This window comes from Streptomyces sp. NPDC059166 (genome assembly GCF_042755185.1).
Lineage (GTDB): Bacteria > Actinomycetota > Actinomycetes > Streptomycetales > Streptomycetaceae > Streptomyces.
Genome location: NZ_JBHZCI010000043.1, coordinates 15,481 through 33,974, shown reverse-complemented (window position 1 = coordinate 33,974; position 18,494 = coordinate 15,481). Strand labels below are relative to the sequence as shown.

17 protein-coding genes and 2 CRISPR repeat arrays are annotated in these 18,494 nt (G+C 68.4%); of the genes, 12 read left to right on the top strand and 5 right to left on the bottom strand.

Annotated features, from left to right (window positions below; genetic code table 11):
- Positions 1 to 22: 22 nt before the first annotated feature.
- Both ACFXOA_RS26970 and ACFXOA_RS26965 read right to left on the bottom strand, forming a co-directional pair.
- Complete coding sequence (locus tag ACFXOA_RS26970; RefSeq protein WP_385033711.1) at positions 23 to 1,234, bottom strand: phosphatidylserine/phosphatidylglycerophosphate/cardiolipin synthase family protein; 1,212 nt, start codon at positions 1,232 to 1,234, stop codon at positions 23 to 25.
- A gap of 527 nt (positions 1,235 to 1,761) precedes the next feature.
- Complete coding sequence (locus ACFXOA_RS26965) at positions 1,762 to 1,893, bottom strand: hypothetical protein (RefSeq protein ID WP_385033708.1); 132 nt, start codon at positions 1,891 to 1,893, stop codon at positions 1,762 to 1,764.
- Between the two features lie 121 nt (positions 1,894 to 2,014).
- On the opposite strand from ACFXOA_RS26965, the gene ACFXOA_RS26960 reads away from it, so the two are divergent.
- Positions 2,015 to 2,290, top strand: coding sequence for a hypothetical protein (locus ACFXOA_RS26960; protein ID WP_385033705.1), 276 nt, complete (start codon positions 2,015 to 2,017; stop codon positions 2,288 to 2,290).
- A gap of 128 nt (positions 2,291 to 2,418) precedes the next feature.
- On the opposite strand, the gene ACFXOA_RS26955 is transcribed toward ACFXOA_RS26960, so the two are convergent.
- Positions 2,419 to 2,664: a hypothetical protein gene (locus tag ACFXOA_RS26955; RefSeq protein WP_385033702.1), complete on the bottom strand. Its 246-nt coding sequence runs from the start codon at positions 2,662 to 2,664 to the stop codon at positions 2,419 to 2,421.
- A gap of 291 nt (positions 2,665 to 2,955) precedes the next feature.
- Positions 2,956 to 3,327 (bottom strand): VOC family protein, encoded by a 372-nt coding sequence (locus ACFXOA_RS26950; protein WP_385033699.1) that lies wholly within the window; start codon positions 3,325 to 3,327, stop codon positions 2,956 to 2,958.
- Between the two features lie 201 nt (positions 3,328 to 3,528).
- On the opposite strand from ACFXOA_RS26950, the gene ACFXOA_RS26945 reads away from it, so the two are divergent.
- The gene (locus ACFXOA_RS26945) at positions 3,529 to 4,392 is read left to right on the top strand and encodes a metallophosphoesterase family protein (RefSeq protein WP_385033696.1); all 864 of its coding nucleotides are present in this window, start codon (positions 3,529 to 3,531) and stop codon (positions 4,390 to 4,392) included.
- Entirely contained in the window at positions 4,389 to 5,066 is a 678-nt protein-coding gene (locus tag ACFXOA_RS26940; RefSeq protein WP_385033693.1) for a 4'-phosphopantetheinyl transferase, read from the top strand. The genes ACFXOA_RS26945 and ACFXOA_RS26940 overlap by 4 nt, the downstream gene beginning before the upstream one ends.
- Before the next feature lie 257 nt (positions 5,067 to 5,323).
- On the opposite strand, the gene ACFXOA_RS26935 is transcribed toward ACFXOA_RS26940, so the two are convergent.
- A complete protein-coding gene (locus ACFXOA_RS26935; protein ID WP_385033690.1) occupies positions 5,324 to 5,701 on the bottom strand; it encodes a tetratricopeptide repeat protein in 378 nt (125 codons plus the stop codon).
- Positions 5,702 to 5,822: 121 nt separating this feature from the next.
- Here ACFXOA_RS26935 and ACFXOA_RS26930 point away from each other — a divergent pair, with 121 nt between their 5' ends.
- The 9 genes from ACFXOA_RS26930 (at position 5,823) to cas2e (ending at position 18,202) form a co-directional block, all read left to right on the top strand.
- Complete coding sequence (locus ACFXOA_RS26930) at positions 5,823 to 6,788, top strand: pirin family protein (protein WP_385033687.1); 966 nt, start codon at positions 5,823 to 5,825, stop codon at positions 6,786 to 6,788.
- 487 nt (positions 6,789 to 7,275) lie between these two features.
- Positions 7,276 to 8,336: a CRISPR direct-repeat array (repeat unit 29 nt; unit sequence CGGAACACCCCCGCGTCGGCGGGGAAGAC).
- A 279-nt stretch (positions 8,337 to 8,615) separates the two neighbouring features.
- Positions 8,616 to 11,456 (top strand): CRISPR-associated helicase Cas3', encoded by a 2,841-nt coding sequence (gene cas3 / locus ACFXOA_RS26925; RefSeq protein ID WP_385033684.1) that lies wholly within the window; start codon positions 8,616 to 8,618, stop codon positions 11,454 to 11,456.
- A gap of 581 nt (positions 11,457 to 12,037) precedes the next feature.
- A complete protein-coding gene (gene casA, locus ACFXOA_RS26920) occupies positions 12,038 to 13,624 on the top strand; it encodes a type I-E CRISPR-associated protein Cse1/CasA (RefSeq protein WP_385033680.1) in 1,587 nt (528 codons plus the stop codon).
- A 74-nt stretch (positions 13,625 to 13,698) separates the two neighbouring features.
- A complete protein-coding gene (gene casB, locus ACFXOA_RS26915; RefSeq protein ID WP_385033677.1) occupies positions 13,699 to 14,310 on the top strand; it encodes a type I-E CRISPR-associated protein Cse2/CasB in 612 nt (203 codons plus the stop codon).
- Positions 14,307 to 15,470 (top strand): type I-E CRISPR-associated protein Cas7/Cse4/CasC, encoded by a 1,164-nt coding sequence (cas7e, locus tag ACFXOA_RS26910; protein WP_385033674.1) that lies wholly within the window; start codon positions 14,307 to 14,309, stop codon positions 15,468 to 15,470. Before casB ends, cas7e begins: the two co-directional genes overlap by 4 nt.
- Positions 15,467 to 16,243 (top strand): type I-E CRISPR-associated protein Cas5/CasD, encoded by a 777-nt coding sequence (cas5e, locus tag ACFXOA_RS26905; protein ID WP_385033671.1) that lies wholly within the window; start codon positions 15,467 to 15,469, stop codon positions 16,241 to 16,243. Before cas7e ends, cas5e begins: the two co-directional genes overlap by 4 nt.
- Positions 16,240 to 16,890 carry a type I-E CRISPR-associated protein Cas6/Cse3/CasE gene (gene cas6e, locus ACFXOA_RS26900; protein WP_385033668.1) on the top strand — a complete coding sequence of 217 codons (651 nt, stop codon included), beginning with the start codon at positions 16,240 to 16,242 and terminating at the stop codon, positions 16,888 to 16,890. Before cas5e ends, cas6e begins: the two co-directional genes overlap by 4 nt.
- A gap of 56 nt (positions 16,891 to 16,946) precedes the next feature.
- Positions 16,947 to 17,885, top strand: coding sequence for a type I-E CRISPR-associated endonuclease Cas1e (cas1e, locus tag ACFXOA_RS26895; protein ID WP_385033769.1), 939 nt, complete (start codon positions 16,947 to 16,949; stop codon positions 17,883 to 17,885).
- Positions 17,885 to 18,202: a type I-E CRISPR-associated endoribonuclease Cas2e gene (gene cas2e, locus ACFXOA_RS26890; protein ID WP_385033665.1), complete on the top strand. Its 318-nt coding sequence runs from the start codon at positions 17,885 to 17,887 to the stop codon at positions 18,200 to 18,202. The genes cas1e and cas2e overlap by 1 nt, the downstream gene beginning before the upstream one ends.
- 16 nt (positions 18,203 to 18,218) lie before the next feature.
- Positions 18,219 to 18,492: a CRISPR direct-repeat array (repeat unit 29 nt; unit sequence GTCCTCCCCGCCGACGCGGGGGTGTTCCG).
- Positions 18,493 to 18,494 lie beyond the last annotated feature (2 nt).

The following is an 18,494-nucleotide window of genomic DNA, read 5'->3' as shown; positions in this document are numbered from 1 at the left end:
GCATCCGGCGATCGCTCGCGCTTCACAGCCAGCGCCGGATCGGGATGACGGACGCCTCCCGCAGCCGCTGGACGAGCGGGCGGCGCTTCCAGCGTGCCCCGTCGATCAGGGTGCTGCGTTCGATGTCCTCGTCGAAGTGCCCGTCCAGAGTGACGGTGAACTCCCGGTCCAGGACGGCGAGCATGACCTCCTCGTCGTGGTCCATCGAACGGCGGTTGAAGTTCGTCGAACCGATGAGTGAGGCGACACCGTCCACCGTCAGAACCTTGGTGTGGAGCATGGTGGGCTGGTACTGGTAGATCCGCACGCCACAGGCGTTGAGCGCCTCGTAGTGGTTCTGGCCCGCCAGCATGCAGACCCGCTTGTCGGTGTGCGGCCCGGGGAGGCAGATCTCCACCGACACACCCCGACGGGCGGCGTCGCACAGCAGGCCGATGAAGTACTCGTCCGGCGCGAAGTAGGCCGTGGTCAGCCGGATCCGCTCCTCCGCGGACTCGATGACGACGCGCAACAGGGTCTGCATGTCCTGCCAGCCGAAGCCGGCCGACCCGCGGACGACCTGGACGACCGACTCACCGGGAGAGGAGACCTCGACGAACCGGTCGCGGTCGGTGAAGAGCTCGTCGTGGCACTCCGCCCAGTTCTGGGCGAAGGCGGCGGCCAGTCCGTCCACCGCGGGTCCCTGCACCTTCACATGGGTGTCGCGCCACTCGGTCTCGTCGCGCGCGTCACCGCACCACTCCTCGGCGATGCCGACCCCGCCCGTGTAGGCGGTCTCCTCGTCCGTGATCAGGACCTTGCGGTGGCAGCGGTGGTTCTGCTTCAGGGGCGAGAGGTACAGCGGCTTGCGGAACCAGGCCACTTCCACCCCGGCCTCGTCCATCAGCGCCAGCTGGTCCTTCTCGATCAGACGTGATCCGAACCCGTCGAGCAGGAGTCGCACCCTCACTCCGGCGCGGGCCCGCTCCGACAGGGCCTCCGCGAACTCGCGGGCTATGTCACCGCGCCAGTAGACGAACGTCATCATGTCCACGGTGTGTTCGGCGCTGCGGATCGCTTCCAGCATCGAGCCGAAGATCTCGTCCCCGTTGCGGAGCGGAACGAGCTTGTTCCCCTCGGTCGCGGCGATCCCGATCAGGCGCTCCAGTCTTCTGCGGAGGCGTTGTGCCCGTTCCGCGTGGAAGGCGTCGTCGGGTCTGCTGTGCGTGACTGCTGTGTCTATGTGGCTGGTCATCTTTCACCTGGTGGTCGGGGCCGCTGGGCAGGGGTGACTGTACTCCCGGGATGTGAAGACCCGGCCCGTCGCGGCGGGCGTCCGGCCGGTGCGCGCCGGTGGTGCCTGCCGCGTCCCGGCACCTCCCGCCCGCTCCGCAGGGCGTGTGAGCGCTGAGCGGGATCAGCCGGGGGGACCGGGCCACCTCGGGCAGGCCTGTGTGACGCAGACCACAGGAGACGCGGGAAGCGGGCGGTGTCCCGGTCCGGCTGCTCGACCGGCCGGTCACGGCCCGCTCATCCCCGCCCGGAGTGTGGAGCCCGGCCATGTCGGTCGAGCCGGCTGTCCGCCCTCCTGACGACGCCCCGGCACCGGTCGGCCCGAACCTCCGCATGCGCGGCGCCTGGTCGTCCCTCCGCCCACTGGTCCCGCGCCCGCACGTCTACGCAGGCGTGCTGGTCGCTCTCCGACGAGGACGAGACACGGCTCGCGCCGGCGGTACGGGACGGCGACCCCGAGCAGGCCGACCGCCTCGTACGAGCGCTCCGTCACGACGTCCGCCGGTCCGTCGCCTTCCTCAGCAGCGCGGACCCCAGGCCGCCGACGACCTCACCCAGGGAAGTCCTGCTCCGGGCGTTCACCGCCCTGACCGGCGTCGAAGGCACGTCCTTCGCGCGCACCCCGGCTCCTGGCCATCGCCCGCCGCACCGTCGCTGACAGCCTTCGCCGAGCGGCCGCCCGGCCACGGCTTTACGACGTGACGACCGGCAGCGCGCAGCGGAGCGGACCCAGTCACCCCACGTGCCGGGCCTCGACATGGGGATCCTGCTCGCCGATCTGCTGTCGGCGGTACAGCCGGGCCGTCGCGAGGCTTTCGTACCCGCCCGGATCCTGCGATCCCTCTACGCCGAGGCCGTCATGGTCGTCGGCTGCCCCGCCGGAACCGTCCGTTCACACGTGGCGAGAGCGCTGCGCATGCTGATGGCGTCGCTCGAGGACCCGGACGGACAGGTCCGGCGCGCGGCCCAGGACAGCCTCGACCGCCCGCTCGCCGGACTCCCGCTCGTGCAGGCGTGAGCCGGTGAGGCAGGCTTGTGGGCGGTCCGGAACACGGACCGCCCACAAGCTCCGCGGGTGTCACCTGAGGTCAGGAACACCCGCCCGCGGGACCGCGGGCGGCCGCACTTGACGCGTGCGGCCGCCCGTCAGGCCCCTGCGGGCACCACGTGCCCCGCCACCACCGGATCCAGGTTGCCTGCCTTGGCCTCCTCGACGATCGAACCGAACTGGTCGGCGCTCATCTGCACCCGCTGGCCGAAGTCGTCCGTGATCACGATCCTGCGGTCCGGGGACGCGGCCTCGTCCACGAACAGCTGGGGGCAACCGCAGTTGCACTGACCGCAGAACGTCGCCACGAGTGCAGGCCCACCAGGTTCGATGGAATCCGCCATGATGTCCGCCCTTTCCACGGCCCCCGAATCGGCCTTCAGGGGCGAATGGGAGAGGCATTCCCCACCGCTCGCCCTCCATGCGGGAGGCAACGGCGCATCGGGGGCACGCGCGTAGAAGCGCGTGCCCCCGATGCGCCCCACCGCGAGGGAATGCCGGAAACCGGGCAGGCCGGCCGGCGACAACCTGGGAGGGGACCCGCCTCCGAAGTCTGTGACTCCGGTGACGCCTGCCATTCCTGTGACGCCTGTGACCGAGGGGACGCCGGCATCGCGCCGGCCTCCCGACGGGGGTCACTCCCAGCAGAGGCAGAAGGGGTGCCCCGCCGGATCCGCGTACACGCGGAACGGGCGCCCGCCGCCCTGGTCGTCGAGGTCGAGCGGCGTCGCGCCCAGCGCCAGAACCTCCTTCTCGGCCGGGCCGATGTCCGTCACGTCGAAGTCCAGGTGCGCCTGCTGTGAATTACGGTCCCCCCGGGGCCACTCCGGTGGCCGGTGGTCCGTCGCTCGCTGGAAGGCGATCCTCGCGTTGCCGGGCAGGTGCAGCACGTACCAGTCCTCGTCCGAATTCTTGATCTCACCGCCCAGCACACCCTGGTAGAACGCGGCGAGGGAGGCCGGGTCCGGACAGTCGAGGGCGACGAGGTCGTAGGTGGCGATGGGCATCTGCGGTCCTTCCGTCCGTGGCGTGCGCGATCCGGCGCGCCTGTTCCGTCCCGCACCACCGGACCCTGCGGCTCCGGATGGCCCCGGCGGCGCTGTCGCCGTATTCCCCCGACGTGCTGAGCCAATCATCCTGGGGGACCGAACGGCGGGCATGTCGAGACCTCGGCTCCGAAGACGGCGGCGAGACGATAAATTCGAACAATGAGTTCCCTTCTAGCGGTCAGCGATATCCACGTGGGGATCGCCGACAACCGGCCCATCGCGGACCGGCTCCTCCCGTCCTCGGACGACGACTGGCTCATCGTCGCGGGCGACGTGGCCGAACAGGCGGAGGAGGTCGAGAGGACACTGGAACTGCTGGCCGGACGATTCGCCCACGTGGTGTGGACCCCCGGCAACCACGAACTGTGGACGGTCGACAAGGATCCGGTGCGCCTGCGCGGCCAGGCGCGGTACGACCATCTCGTACGGGTGTGCCGTGAACTCGGGGTGAGCACGCCCGAGGACCCCTATCCCCAGTGGTCCGGAGAGGGCGGGCCGGTGGCCGTAGCCCCTGTCTTCCTGCTCTACGACTACTCCTTCAGGGCGCCGGGGACGACGACCAAGGAGGAGTCGCTCGCCCGCGCCCGCGAGGCGGGCGTCGTCTGCACCGACGAATACCTGCTGCACCCGGACCCCTACCCGGCCCGTGACGACTGGTGCCGGGCGCGGGTGGCGTACACCGAACAGCGGCTCGCCGGGCACGACCCCTCGGTACCCCTCGTGATCGCCGGACACTGGCCCTTGCTGCGCGAACCCACCTCGGTGATGTGGTATCCGGAGTTCGCCCAGTGGTGCGGCACCGAACTCACCGCGGACTGGCACCGCCGGTTCAACGTCGCCGCCGTCGTCTACGGGCACCTCCACATCCCCCGTACCACCTGGCACGACGGCGTCCGGTTCGAGGAGGTGTCCATCGGCTACCCCCGCGAATGGCGCAAGCGCGGTCACCCTCGCGGGCTGTTGCGCCAGATCCTGCCGTACACCGGTGGCGAGCCCGAGAGCCCGAAGGGGGATCCCTCGTGATCGAGCGCCTCCTTCCCGGGTACGTCGCGTGCGCGGAGACCCACGAGAAGGAAGCCCCCGCGGGAAGCCTGTACCCGGAGGAGGCCCGGCTGGTGGAGGCTAGCGTCGAACGCCGCAGGGACGAGTTCGCGTCCGTGCGCGTCTGCGCGCGACGGGCGATGGCCGTCCTGGGCATCCCCCCTGCGCCTGTGCTGTCCGGGCGGCGAGGCGTACCGCTGTGGCCCGAAGGCACCGTCGGCAGCATGACGCACTGCGACGGATACCGCGCCGCAGCGCTCGCCAGAGCGACCGAAGCGCGGGCGGTCGGCATCGACGCGGAGCCCAACGAGCCGCTTCCGTCCGGGGTGTGGGACCTGATCTCGCTGCCCGCCGAGCGGGCCAGGCCGCCTCTTGACGCGGACGGCCCGGTGATCCACTGGGACCGGCTGCTGTTCAGCGCCAAGGAGAGCGTCTTCAAGACGTGGTATCCCCTCACCCGGATCGAGCTCGACTTCGGCGAGGCCGACATCACCTTCCGGCGCACCCGGGCGCCCCTCACCGAGGGCACCTTCACCGCGGAGCTCTCACGGACCGCGCCCGGGATGCCCAGGGTCTACGAAGGCAAGTGGCTGATCGAAGACGGGTTCGCCGTGACCGCGATCGTGCTCCCCGCGAACCCCGGGTCCACCGTCTGACGCGGGGGAGCGGCGGGGTTCCCGGCGTACGGCGGGGTGTCACGCCGGTGGAACGACACCCTCGGCGGTGCGGCACCCCGGGGGCGGTACACCTCGGAGGAGCGGCACCCCGGGGGCGGTACACCTCGGAGGAGCGGCGCCCCCGGCTGAGGCGACATCCGGACAGCCGGGTCATCCGAACACCGTCGGACCACCCGCGCGGGGCCCGGTCGTCCGCGAGCCGCCGGACCACCGGCACGCTGCGGGTCCGTCAGGAGTCAGGCCGGCCTCCGCCGCTCCCCGGCACCGGACGTGCCCAGCACGTCGCCCGCCATCGCGTGTGCGAGCCGCAGATGGGGTGCCGCCTCGGCGTCCCGGCCCTGGCGCTCCAGGGTGCGCCCGAGCATCAGCCGCGCGTACTCCTCGACGGGATCGCGCTCCAGGACCTCGCGCAGCTCGGCCTCGGCCCTGGTGAGCCGAGCCGAGTGGTAGTAGGCCCGGGCGAGCAGCAGTCGCGGGGCGACCTGCTCGGGCATCTCCTCCACCAGGCCGCCCAGGATCCGGGCAGCCGTGACGTACTCCTTCGCCTCGAAGAACATCCGGGCCCGGTCCCAGCGGTCCGCCGGCGTACCGAACTCGTAGTAGGTCTCGTCCACTTCTCCTCCTCGGCAGCAGAGCCTGTCAGGGAGGTGAACACCCAGAGGTTGTTAAACATTCCACTAAATATTCGACGTGGAAACGGGCGCGCGACGGCCTTGCGGGAATAGGTTGGGCGCCATGAGCAATCTCGATCGACAGGCCGCGCCCGCCGTGTGCGGCGGGCGCGGCTTCGTCGTCGCCGAACCCGTGCGCGAGCTCCTCGCCCCCCGCCGTGTCCGCCTCGGGGAGTCCACCGAGGTGCGCAGACTTCTGCCCAACCTGGGGCGCCGCATGGTGGGCGCATGGGCCTTCGTGGATCACTACGGTCCGGACGACATCGCCGACGAGCCGGGTATGCAGGTGCCACCACACCCGCACATGGGGCTTCAGACGGTGAGCTGGCTCCACGAGGGAGAGGTCCTGCACCGCGACAGCCTGGGCAGCCTCCAGCGCATCGGCCCCCGTGAACTGGGCCTGATGACCTCAGGCCGGGCGATCAGCCACTCGGAGGAGAGCCCCAGGCCGCACGCCAGGTATCTGCACGGTGCTCAGCTCTGGGTGGCCCTGCCCGAAGCGCACCGGCAGGTCGAGCCGGCTTTCGAGCACCATCCCGATCTTCCGGTCGTCACCGCGCCGGGTCTCACCGCCACGGTCATCCTCGGAGAGCTCGACGGCGCGGCCTCACCTGGCAGGACCTACACCCCGATCGTCGGTGTGGATCTGTCCCTGACCGCCGGTGCGGAAGCCAGGCTGCCGCTCGACCCGGACTTCGAGTACGCCGTGCTCGCGATGTCCGGCGAAACGGACGTGGACGGTGTGCCGGTCCTCCCCGGTTCGATGCTCTACCTGGGCTGCGGCCGCACCGAACTGCCCCTGCGCGCCACCTCCGACGCGGCGGTCATGCTGCTCGGAGGTGAGCCGTTCGCGGAGGAGATCGTCATGTGGTGGAACTTCATCGCTGGTTCGCACGACGATATCAGTCGCGCACGCGAGGACTGGATGAAGGGGGTCAGGTTTGGGGACGTGAACGGGTATGAAGGGGGGCGCCTGTCCGCTCCTGAACTGCCGCCCGGATCCTTGAAACCGCGGGGTCGTACGCGCTGAGCAGGAGATCTTGCGCACGCAGAGGGCGGGGGTGGTGTGCGTGTGACCTGGACCTGCACGTTGTAGGTGATTCGCATTTGCACGTTTGCAATGAAGGGCGCTTGCGTCCTGCCGGCAAGTGCAGGTGTCGCCAGGTGTGGCCAGGTCTAGCCGGACCAATGCTGACCCAATGCTGACTTTTCTGATGGATCATCAGTTTCTGGACTCCTGGACTTGATGTGTGTCCGGGCTCATGTCGACGGGTGTCCTGGAGCCTGGATGAGGCTGGTGTCCGGCAGTCGGCGGTTTGCGGGCGCGAAAGCTCTGCGGCGGGACCGCTCGCCATGTAGGTGGTGTTACGGCTTTGGAGGGATTCCACAACGGGGCCTCGGTGGCTGTGAGTGCGCTTGCGCGGACAGGACCCGGGGCGGGCAACTCTTACTCGGTGTCATACACCTCTTCTTGCGCGGAGAGGACGGCCGCTGCTCCCCACGGACAGGTTCATGAGAGCCGGACCTCCGCGTCGGCGGGGAAGACGACTCGACACCTCCGCGAAAATGTCCGTGGTCGGACCCCCCGTCGGCGGGGAAGACGCGGCGAGGAGTTCGACCTCCGCGACCACTACCGGAACACCCCCGCGTCGGCGGGGAAGACAGCACCAACGAGGACCGTGCACCCGTCGAGAACGGAACACCCCCGCGTCGGCGGGGAAGACCAGCAGCTGAGCCCGCACACCCCGAGCACACGCGGAACACCCCCGCGTCGGCGGGGAAGACCGTGCGGTCCGCTCCATGGAGGACATGCAGTCCGGAACACCCCCGCGTCGGCGGGGAAGACAAGATGCTGCCCGCGCACCTCGCGGCCGGCCTCGGAACACCCCCGCGTCGGCGGGGAAGACCCCACCGCACCGGCCAAGCCGAAGGCCCCGGCCGGAACACCCCCGCGTCGGCGGGGAAGACCTCGGCAAGGTCATGCGCGGGCTGTCCCCTGTCGGAACACCCCCGCGTCGGCGGGGAAGACTGGGCAGCCCGGACAGCACGCCGGCAGCGTGGCGGAACACCCCCGCGTCGGCGGGGAAGACCGCACCCTCGGCCAGACCCTGGACGCCCTCGGCGGAACACCCCCGCGTCGGCGGGGAAGACTTCTCGAAGTCGCCGCCAAGGCCGCCGAGGGACGGAACACCCCCGCGTCGGCGGGGAAGACACACCCACACCGTGCCCCAGTTCGTCACCAAGCGGAACACCCCCGCGTCGGCGGGGAAGACACACGAAGCGATCCGACGTGAACGACATGCTGCGGAACACCCCCGCGTCGGCGGGGAAGACGGCGTCTCGATGTCGCGCACGGTGCCGTCCAACGGAACACCCCCGCGTCGGCGGGGAAGACGAGCGGCTCGCTGTACTGCATGGCTCCCCCTACGGAACACCCCCGCGTCGGCGGGGAAGACCCGGACTCCAGTTCTGGACCGACTGACGGCAGCGGAACACCCCCGCGTCGGCGGGGAAGACGTCACCGAATCCGCACGCCTCGGCATGAAGAACGGAACACCCCCGCGTCGGCGGGGAAGACACTTCCTGACCTGCGCCTCAAGAAGGGCTTTGCATTATCTTTACCATTCCTGATGAGGTGAGGCGCTCGGGGAGTCGCATGGCATCACCTTATCCAGCCTGAGGCTGACAGGGTTGCCGAGACGAGCGCGGATGCCCGCGTAAGTGCCCGGAGGTACGGCCACCGGAATCCGAGTATCGGCGTCAATGTCAGTGCTGAGTGCTTGGATTGGCTGCGTTTGGTAGCGGCGCTACTTGTACTGCTGGGTAGAGGCCGAGTTGCCGAGTGGAGGGGGTCTACGTGCTGTGCAGCCAGAACGTGCCGGATGAATCTGTGTGGGGGAAGTCCCGCGGGCTGGATCCGGCACTGCCTCCTTACCCGTTGGTGAGACATCTTCTTGATGCGGCTGCCATGGCGCTACATCTGTGGGATGTCTACCTGGCGGACAACCAGAGGATGTGTGTAGCTGAAGGGATGGATCTGGCTGGGGAGCTGGATCGTGCTCGTGCGCTCGTCGGGTTGTGTGCCGGCCTGCACGACATCGGGAAGCTGTCGGGCTTCCAATTCTGTTCACCGCGGGCTGCGCAGTTCCTCAGCAGTGAACTGGCTGTAAGCAGTCAGCAGATGGCCACCGTAAGGGCCGGGCATGACGTGGCGGGCATGACGGCCACGGCCGAGGTGCTGGAAGTGCTCGGTTTCGAGGACGATGGCGAGATGCGCGCCACGGCTCGCGTGGCAGAGATTATTGGCGGTCATCACGGCCGCTTCCACCGCCTGGACGACGGTGTCTGGAAGGCGTTCCTCGGTGACGCAGCGTGGGCCGGGCAGCGGGCTGCGCACGCCACGGCGGTGTACGACGCGCTGGGGGCTCCTGCGGCGCCTGGGGCGTTCAAGGCCCCGGCAGCCGTGTTGGCGACGGGGGTAGTGATCCTCGCGGACTGGCTGGTGAGCCAGGAGAGTTACCTGAAAAAGCGTCAGCTCAAGCTTGAACCGTCACTGACCGAGCATTTCCGGCGCTCGCAGGCGGACGCTGTCGCCTTGCTGCGGGAGGCCGGGCTGACGCCGGTGGGCCTGAAGCGCAGGGACTTCGCCGAGGCATACGGAATCGTGGGGGAACCGAATCCCCTGCAGCAGTCGGTCATGGATGAACTGCCCGCAGCGGCGGGTGCCGGAAGGCATGGAGGCGTCATGCTGGTGACGGCTGCTCCAGGTGACGGTAAGTCGGAGACCGCGCTGGAGGCGGAGCGGATCCTGTCGAAGATCTTCGGTACGTACGGGTACGCGTTCCTGCTGCCGACGATGGCCACCAGTGATCAGATGTACGACCGGGTTGCCAGGACGCTGCGGAATCAGTCGGGGGAGGATGCCGGGCTGACCCTGGTGCACAGCATGGCGTGGCTGAGCAGTGCCTATGCCGACGAGGGCCTGGTTCGCGAGGCGGTGGTGACCTGCGACGGAGATGAGGCTCCGGCGGGGCGCGGCCGCTGGGAGGCCGACATGCGGCCGGGGCGGTGGCTGCGTGGATCGAAGCGGCCGCTGCTGGCGCAGTTCGCGGTTGGGACGATCGACCAGGCGCTGATGGCTGTCCTGCCTGTGCGGCACAACGCTCTGCGCATGCTGGCTCTCTCGAACAAGACCTTTATCGTGGACGAGGCGCACGCCTACGACCCCTACATGCAGGTGCTGCTGGGACGGTTGTTGAACTGGCTCGGCTTCTACGGGGTGCCGGTCGTGCTGCTGTCGGCGACGTTGCCGGGTTCGGTCAGCGACCGTTTGATCAAGGAGTACCTACAGGGTGCAGGCCACAAGTCGACGGCGCTGAAGCGGCGGACCTTCCCGGCTCCTTACCCGGGCTGGCTGTACGTGGACGGCGAGACCGGCAGCTGCACTCAGATGTCTCGAGCTCGTCAGGTGGAGCAGGCGCTTATGCGCAACATGCGGCTCAGGGTGGACGTTGAGCGAGTCGTCCACGGGGACAAGGGTGGGGTGGCGCACCGGATCGCGGTGATCAAGCGACTGCTGGAGCCGGTCGCAACGCGTTGCGGAGGTACCGCCTTGGTGGTCTGCAACACGGTTGGTGAAGCGCAGGAGACGTACCGGCAGCTCAGCGAGGAGATCGACTGTCGTTCCCATGAGGTGGGGGGCGATGTGCAGCTGTTGCACGCCCGCTTCCCTGGAGACGTGCGGGAGGAGCGTACGGCCGATGTCACCGCGGGGCTCGGCCGAAACGGTCCGAGACCGGCCAGGAGGATCGTGGTGGCTACGCAGGTCGTCGAACAGTCTCTGGACCTGGACGCGGACATCGTCATCAGTGACCTTGCCCCCCTTTCCTTGTTGTTGCAGCGGGCGGGTCGCTGCTGGCGGCATGAGAAGCACTGGCAGAACCATGGGTACCCCGACGGCATCGGCCGGCCAGAATGGGCGGATGAGCCGCGTCTCGTCGTCCTCGATCCCTTGTCGGGCGGTGGGCGGATGCCGGTGCAGTGGGGCGAGGTGTACTCCGAGCACCTGCTAGGCAAGACCTCGCGAAAGCTCGCCGAAATCGAAAGGGCTGGCATCGCCATTCCGGGCGACGTGCAGGAGTTGGTCGAGGCTGTCCACGGTGACAGCGAGGACTTCGCCTGGAACGCTCCGGGCAGCCGAGAGGCGAAGAACTGGGCAGAGCACAAGGGCAAGGAGACGGCAGAGCGGAGCATGGCTGCTCTGTGCGCCGTTCGCCGTGCCCGGCAGATCGCCGAGCTCCACGACCTGCATGACATGGAGGGCGAAGAGGATGAGTGGGAGGTGTCGACTCGTCTGGGCGCGGACTCGGTACGCCTTCTGTGTGCCTACGCGCAGGAGGACGGCCTACTGACCTTCGATGTCGAGGGCACGTTGCCGCTGCCTGAAGCGACCACCGAGGGAAGGATGCCGTCAGCAGCCGTACGGCAGGTGATGCGCCGAACGATCCCAGTCCGCGCCGACTGGTTCCGTGACGCCGAGCCGGAGAGCTTTGCTCCGCCCACGTCATGGGCCGAGCACCCCATGCTGGGAGACCTTCGAGTCCTCCGTCAGCCGATCAGCCGAGGAAAGGCCCAGGCCGTGAAGGTCGGCGACAAGGCATTGCGCCTGGATCAGGACCTGGGCCTCGTCCGCGAATAGGCACCCGGGCGCAGCCCACGTGGAGCACTCCCGCATCGGCGGGGAAGGCGTTGAGCTGTTCTCAGCCCCGCTGAAACACCTCGCATCGGCGGGAAGGACGGTGGCGTCCCGGTAAGACCACTGCCTGCCGCGAGGCTGCTGGGGGAAGCCGCGGTACGCCTTCCCGGCCCCAGCCAGAGAAGCACGCACGACCCGACGGTGGACGGGGCAGGCCTGAAGGTGATGACGATGATGGCGATCACCAGCACCCAGGGTGCCGACGAAGCGCAGGGGGTGGGTGCGATCGGAGCTCGGCGCGCGAGGTCTCCTCGGGTCAACTCCAATGCGTTGGGCGGAGGTTCTGCCGGGCTCTGAGCCTAGGGCGCAAATCGATCAAGAACCCCTCCTCCTACTCCGTCCCACGATCTCCAAACTTCCTTAATCTGGATGAATGCAGCACAAAACGGTGCTCTGCTGGAACGGCAGCACGAAATGGGCCCCCTGTGTCAGTGCTGGCTGCTTCAATGCGAAGCGCGACGCAGTGGTCTCTGGGGGCTTTGCCGTGTTGCTTCGCGCTGACCATGTTCGAAGGGGGCTGTTTGATGTCTGGGGGGTTCGACCTGCGGGACGAGCCGTGGATTCCGGTGCGATTACTGACTGGGGAGTCGGTACGGATCGGACTGCGGCAGTTGTTCAAGCAGGCCCACGAGATCGATGACCTGGAGCTGCCGGTGCCGCCGGCAGCGGCAGGGCTGATGCGGATCCTGGCAGCGATCACCGCCAGGGTTGCCACCGATGGAGACGAACGTCTCGATGACCTCGACGTCGCCGAGAACGTCGATGACTGGCTCGATCTGCGTCAACGGGTTCTACGGGCCGAGCGATTCGATCCGGAGGCCGTGGACAGGTACTTCGACAAGGACGTGCCGTCAGGCAGGTTTGACCTGTTCGACGCGGACCGGCCGTTCCTCCAGGACCCGCGGCTGCGTACGGAGTGTGTGGACGCCAAAGGCGCGCCGAACCCGTCGGGTGTGAACAAGCTGGTGATGGGACGGCCCACCGGCATCAATGGTGCAGTGCTTTTCGGGCACTTCACCGACACCGCTCCTGTTCCCGTGCCAGCCGCGGAGGCGGCCTGGCATCTGATCGCCCAGCTCTACTTCGGGCCATCCGGCCAGTGCACACCCCGGCGCATCACCGAGGACCGAACCGGCAGTAGCGATGCGGCACCTCTGCGGAAGTCGGTCTCGTACTTCCCGTGGGGCCAGGACCTGTTCACCTCGCTGATCCTGGCCGTACCAAGGCTGCGGGACGAGGAGCTCGGTGAGGATGAGGACGTCTGTCCGTGGGAGGGGGAACTTCTCAGCCCGTTGAAGCCCCTGACTCCGGTGATCTGGCCGGGCGGGGTGCTGACAGCCCGGTTCCGGCATGCGGTGCTGCTCCTTCCCTCGCCGGATGGTCGGCAGGTGACGAACGCGTACATCACCTGGTCCACGCACGCACAGCCCCAAGTGGTGCGGGACCCCTACCAGATCCTCGAACGGCGCAAGGACGGGAACTTTCAGCCTCGTGAGGCCGACGGTGCCCGTGCGCTGTGGCGTGATCTGGACGCCCTGCTGCTCAAGGACGACCGGCAGGACACCCAGAGGCCGCCTGCTCTTGGCGCACTCCCGAAGAAGCTGCTGTCTACGCTGCGCGTACGCGCCTACGGTTTCGATCAGGACGGCCAGCAGAAGGACAGCGTCTGGTTCGCGTCGACAACTCCTCGGGTCCTGAGCTGGCTGGAGGAGAACGATGAGGGGATGGCGCACCACATCCAGCGCTGCCATGGCTCAGCGGAAGACGTGAGCGACCGGCTGGATTTCGCTGCCAGGGTCGCCTGGAAGGTTGCCACGGATTCTCACGTCGATCCCTCGCCGAAGGCGAAGGTCAAACTTGATGCCCGTAAACCCGGCCCCTGGGCCTCAGTCGCCCTGACCCGGTACTGGCCGAAGGCCGAGACCGAGTTCTGGCAGCTGACCAAGTCTGAGCGGCGGACGGACCGCCCCCTGGAACCGTTCGTCCATGCGGCCTTGTCGGCGCTGGACGAGGCGATCGGCCCGTCCAGCCGGGCAGACATCAGGGTGGCGCGCGCCCGCCACCGCGCGCGCTCCATGCTCCACGCGCTCCTGATCCCCAAAGCCGGCTGAGCCGGCCACAGCCTTCCAGTGCACGCCGACCGCATGTCGGCGATCTCACCCATTCCCCGCGCCAGGGATGCCTCATGACCGATTCCACGGTGGCCGCCGCGCCGCCGAAACACGACAGGTTCATCTCCCATGTCCACGACCTGTGTCAGGACAACCGCACCCGTGCCGAGCTGCGCAGAGGTCTGGGCTTGCCGGTCGAGCGGTGCAACTACATGCACCGATACCTCGTCCCCTGGCTTCACCGGCACGACGACGTCAGCTACCCGGATACCCGCCGGGCCTACTACGGGGTGACCTCGCTGATCGCGGCGCGCCCGCGCGTCGCCCGGCAGACCGAGCTGGCCAACACCTCGGCCACAGCCTGGTATCTGCGCCCGAACCTGGGCTCCGCGCTCGGCGAGGCCGTCAGGAAGGACGTCATGAAGCCGGGCACGGCGGAGAGCGCCTTGCACCTGATCTCCCGGCAGAGCAGCGATGCGGTTCACCGGACGCTCCCGTCCCTGACACGGCAACTCCTGAGCGGTGGCATCGCGGTCGACTGGGCGGTCCTGCTGAAGGACCTGTCCTGGTGGACCCAGGACCGCGACTCCACAGCCACCCGCTGGCTCGACCAGTACTTCCGTCGCTCCAGCCACCCCGGTCTCACCGACCCCACCATCGATCTTCCCGAGGAGAACGAGCGATGACTCTGTACCTGGACCTGAACGCCCTGCAGTCGGTGCCGGTGGCGAACCTGAACCGCGATGACCTCGGGTCTCCGAAGCAGGTGCGCTATGGCGACGCGCTGCGTATCCGAGTTTCCAGCCAGTCCTGGAAGCGGCCCATCCGCCTTGGTGTGGAGCAGGACCTCGGGGAGAAGGCGGCCCGAACCCGTCTCGTGCCGGCGAAGGTGCAGCAGGCGCTCGAGCGGGCGGACTGGCCCACCGACCTGGCCGAGTTCGCAGGAGCCCAGGTGGCGGTGAGCGCCGGCAAGAAGGGCATTGGTCTGGAGGCCGCCGGTCATACCTCGGTGCTGCTGTTCCTTCCGGAGGCGGCCATCGAGGAACTCGCCACTGTATGTGCTGAGCACCGCGATGCACTGGAGGCCGCCATGGCGAAGACCGCGAGCGCCAAGAAGGGCAGCAAGGCCCCGCAAGTACTGCCCCCGAACACGATCGAGAAGATCCTCAAGCGGCGCACCGCCTCCATCAGCTTGCTGGGCCGCATGCTCGCCGAGCTACCGGACGCCAACGTCGACGGCGCCGCGCAGGTCGCGCACGCCTTCACCACGCACGCAGCGGAGCCGCAGCGAGATTACTTCACCGCGGTCGACGACTGGCTGGGGGAGTCCGAGACCGGCAGCGGACACCTGGACACCGCCGAATTCGCCGCCGGCGTCTTCTACCGGTACGCGACCGTAAACGTCACCGACCTGCTGAAGAACCTCGAGGGCGACGCCAAGGCCGCCCGCACGGTACTGACCTCGTTCGCCGAGCACTTCCTGATGTCGTTGCCGCAGGCCAAGAAGAACTCGACAGCACCGCACACACTGCCGGACTTCGCATACCTGGCGGTGCGTGAGCACCGACCGCTGTCGCTGGCCGCCGCCTTCGAAACTCCCGTGACCGCCGACCGGCAAGGAGGCTTCTCCAAGCCGTCCCGCCAGGCGCTCGACACGTACACCGTCAACATCAACCGGCTCACTGGCGACCGCTACCGCCCCTTCCACGGGCACACGGTCATCGACCCGCAGGAGAAGCCCGCGGGACTCGGCGCCGCCCACGATTCCTACCACCAACTCGTCGAGGCCGCCGTCGAGGCCGCGATCAGCGCCGTCGACAGCACGGTCGCGGGAGCCCAGCAGTGAGTGGACTGCTGCTGCGCCTGGCCGGTCCCCTGCAGTCCTGGGGTGAACGCTCGGCGTTCACCCCAGTGCGGGAGACCGCCTTCTTCCCGACTCGTTCTGCACTCGTGGGGATGTTCGCCGCGGCTGAAGGCATCACCCGCGCCGACGTCGCCGGCCTCAAGAAGTACGAGCAGGTGCGGCTCACGGTGCGAGTCGACCGACCCGGCATACTCCTGGAGGATTACCACACCGTCGGCGGGGGCTTCCCCAAGGAACGCACTGCCGCCACCAGCGGCGGCAGCAACAAGGACGCGGCCGTCATCACCCGTCGCCAATACCTGTCCGATGCGGTCTTCGTCGTCGCCGTCACCGCCCCCGACCGTCTGGCAGAGCAGATCGCGTCAGCACTACGGCGCCCCTGCTGGGCGCCGTACCTGGGCCGACGCTCATGCGCACCCGACGAGCCTTTCCTTCTGCGCCGCCACGTCGACAACCCCGAGGCGGAGCTGCTGACCGGAGTGCCGCTCACCGCCCCGGAACCCCGTGAGCACGAAGCGGAAACGATCGCAGTGCAGTTCCTCCGGGAGAGTCCCCTTCCGGAAGGCCGCCCCGGCGCAGCCGCTGACGTCATCGAGATCAACGACATGCCGGTCAGCTTCGCCCAGCACGGACGGGCCCATACCGGCCGCCGTCTCTACCGCACCATCGAGCCGGTCAGCCGCGCCCTGACAGGACCACGGAAGACCCTGCTCACGCGTCTGATCGACTACACCCACGCTGAGGAACGCGCATGAAAGACGAGCCGGTGATCGCCCGGATCCGCCTCAATCCGCACAGCCGCGACGTACAGAGAGATCTACGCGACGCCACCGAAATGCACCGCACGGTGATGCGCATGGTGCCCGACGGCCTCGGCGACTCCCCCCGCAGCCAGGCGGGCCTGCTCTACCGCCTCGACGAGACCGACAACTCCAGCACCCTCCTCGTCCAAGCGAACCACCTCGACCCGGCCCGACTCCCAGCCGGATACGGGAAGGCAGATATCAAGAGCCTCACCCCCATGTTCACAGCCCTGCGCAAAGGGCTGGCTGTTCGCTACCGCATCGTCCTCAACCCCTCCAAGCGCGAGCGCCTCACGCTGGAGGCAAGGGGCAAGCGCGGTCGGATCCTGCCTCTGTCCGGGGCTGACGCCGACCAATGGTGGCTACGCCGGGCTGCTGACGCGGGCTTGCAGATCCACGTCCTCACCCCCACCAACATGCCGCCGATCCGACCCCGCAGGCAGGATTCCGACGGCATGAGGCACAGCCTGATCCGCTACGACGGCACCGCGACGGTCGCCGATCCGGGCGCCCTCCACGACGCCGTCCGGACTGGCATCGGACGGGGGAAGCCGTACGGAGCCGGACTGCTCAGCCTGGCCCCCGCACCGGCCGCATGAGCGCACCCAGAAGGGGAGGCGACGCCCGGCGGCGCCTCGCCTCGCCCACCCTCGCCATGCTGCCCCGCGTCGCCGACTCCCTGTCATTCCTCTACCTGGACATGGTCCGCGTCGTACAGGACGACACCGGAGTCTGCGCCCAGATCCAGGTGGATGCCCAGCGCACCGACCTCGTCTACATCCCCACCGCGGCGCTGTCGTGCCTCCTGCTCGGTCCGGGCGTCTCCATCACCACACCTGCCCTGAACACCCTGGCCCGCCACGGCACCACCGTCGTCTCCGTCGGATCAGGCGGAGTACGCGCCTACGCCGGCATCCTCTCCGACTCCCTGACGACCCACTGGCTGGAGCAGCAGGTCGCCTGCTGGTCCGACCCCGGACGACGCCTCGACGTGGCCGTCCGCATGTACCGCATGCGCTTCCAGGACGCCGAACTTCCCGAAACCGTCACCCTCGACCAACTCCGAGGCCTCGAGGGACAACGGATGAAAGCCTTCTACAAGATCCTCGCCCAGCAGCACGGCATCGGCCGCTTCCGCCGCAACTACCACCCTGACCAGTGGGACTCCCAGGACCCCGTCAACCTAGCCCTGTCTGCGGCCAGCGCCTGTCTCTACGGCATCGTCCACGCCGCACTGCTCGCACTCGGCCTCTCGCCTGCCCTCGGATTCGTCCACACCGGAAAGCAGCACTCCTTCGTCTACGACATCGCCGACCTCTACAAGGCCGAGACGACCCTTCCCTTGGCCTTCGCCCTCCACAACTCAGACAACCCCGAACAGGAGGCCCGTCGCCGCTTCCGTGAAGACCTACGACTCCTCAAGCTCCTCCCGCGCATCGTCCGGGACGTCCAGAGCCTCCTGACGCCGGGTTCGACGGATGCCACCGACGAAGACGAACCGCAGGAGAAGCGCGACGTACAACTGGTCCACCTCTGGGACCCCCAGGCCGGTGCACTTCCTGCCGGCATCAACTACGCGGCCCGAGGTGAATGATGCCGTCCATGCTCGTGATCGCCACCACGGCCGTACCTGATCACCTCCGCGGTGCACTCAGCCGCTGGACCAGCGAGGTAGTCCCAGGCATCTTCGTCGGGAGCGTCTCCGCCCGCGTCCGTGACCAACTCTGGAAAGCCGTCACCGAAACCGTGGGCAATGGCGCCGCAGTCCTCGTCCACCCTGCCCCGACCGAACAGGGCTACGCCGTCCGAACCGCCGGCACTCGCCGCCGCGTCCCTGCTGACTTCGACGGGCTTACCCTGATCCGCATGACTGCCGCACCAAAGGCAATGGAAATGCAAAGCCCCTTCTAAGATGCAGGTCAGGAAGTGTCCTCCCCGCCGACGCGGGGGTGTTCCGTCGCAGCGCGGCGTCGGCATCTACATGGACGGGTCCTCCCCGCCGACGCGGGGGTGTTCCGCTCATCCGGGCATGCGCCCTCACCCCGCACAGGTCCTCCCCGCCGACGCGGGGGTGTTCCGGCGCTTGGCCTAGGATCTGCCCACTTTGGCGGGTCCTCCCCGCCGACGCGGGGGTGTTCCGCTCATCCGGGCATGCGCCCTCACCCCGCACAGGTCCTCCCCGCCGACGCGGGGGTGTTCCGGC

Coding starts and splice junctions, on each gene's coding strand:
- ACFXOA_RS26970 (WP_385033711.1), bottom strand. CDS start 1,234: ATGACCAGCCACATAGACACAGCAGTCACGCACAGCAGACCCGACGAC.
- ACFXOA_RS26955 (WP_385033702.1), bottom strand. CDS start 2,664: ATGGCGGATTCCATCGAACCTGGTGGGCCTGCACTCGTGGCGACGTTC.
- ACFXOA_RS26950 (WP_385033699.1), bottom strand. CDS start 3,327: ATGCCCATCGCCACCTACGACCTCGTCGCCCTCGACTGTCCGGACCCG.
- ACFXOA_RS26945 (WP_385033696.1), top strand. CDS start 3,529: ATGAGTTCCCTTCTAGCGGTCAGCGATATCCACGTGGGGATCGCCGAC.
- ACFXOA_RS26930 (WP_385033687.1), top strand. CDS start 5,823: ATGAGCAATCTCGATCGACAGGCCGCGCCCGCCGTGTGCGGCGGGCGC.
- casA (WP_385033680.1), top strand. CDS start 12,038: ATGTCTGGGGGGTTCGACCTGCGGGACGAGCCGTGGATTCCGGTGCGA.
- casB (WP_385033677.1), top strand. CDS start 13,699: ATGACCGATTCCACGGTGGCCGCCGCGCCGCCGAAACACGACAGGTTC.
- cas7e (WP_385033674.1), top strand. CDS start 14,307: ATGACTCTGTACCTGGACCTGAACGCCCTGCAGTCGGTGCCGGTGGCG.
- cas6e (WP_385033668.1), top strand. CDS start 16,240: ATGAAAGACGAGCCGGTGATCGCCCGGATCCGCCTCAATCCGCACAGC.
- cas1e (WP_385033769.1), top strand. CDS start 16,947: ATGCTGCCCCGCGTCGCCGACTCCCTGTCATTCCTCTACCTGGACATG.
- cas2e (WP_385033665.1), top strand. CDS start 17,885: ATGCCGTCCATGCTCGTGATCGCCACCACGGCCGTACCTGATCACCTC.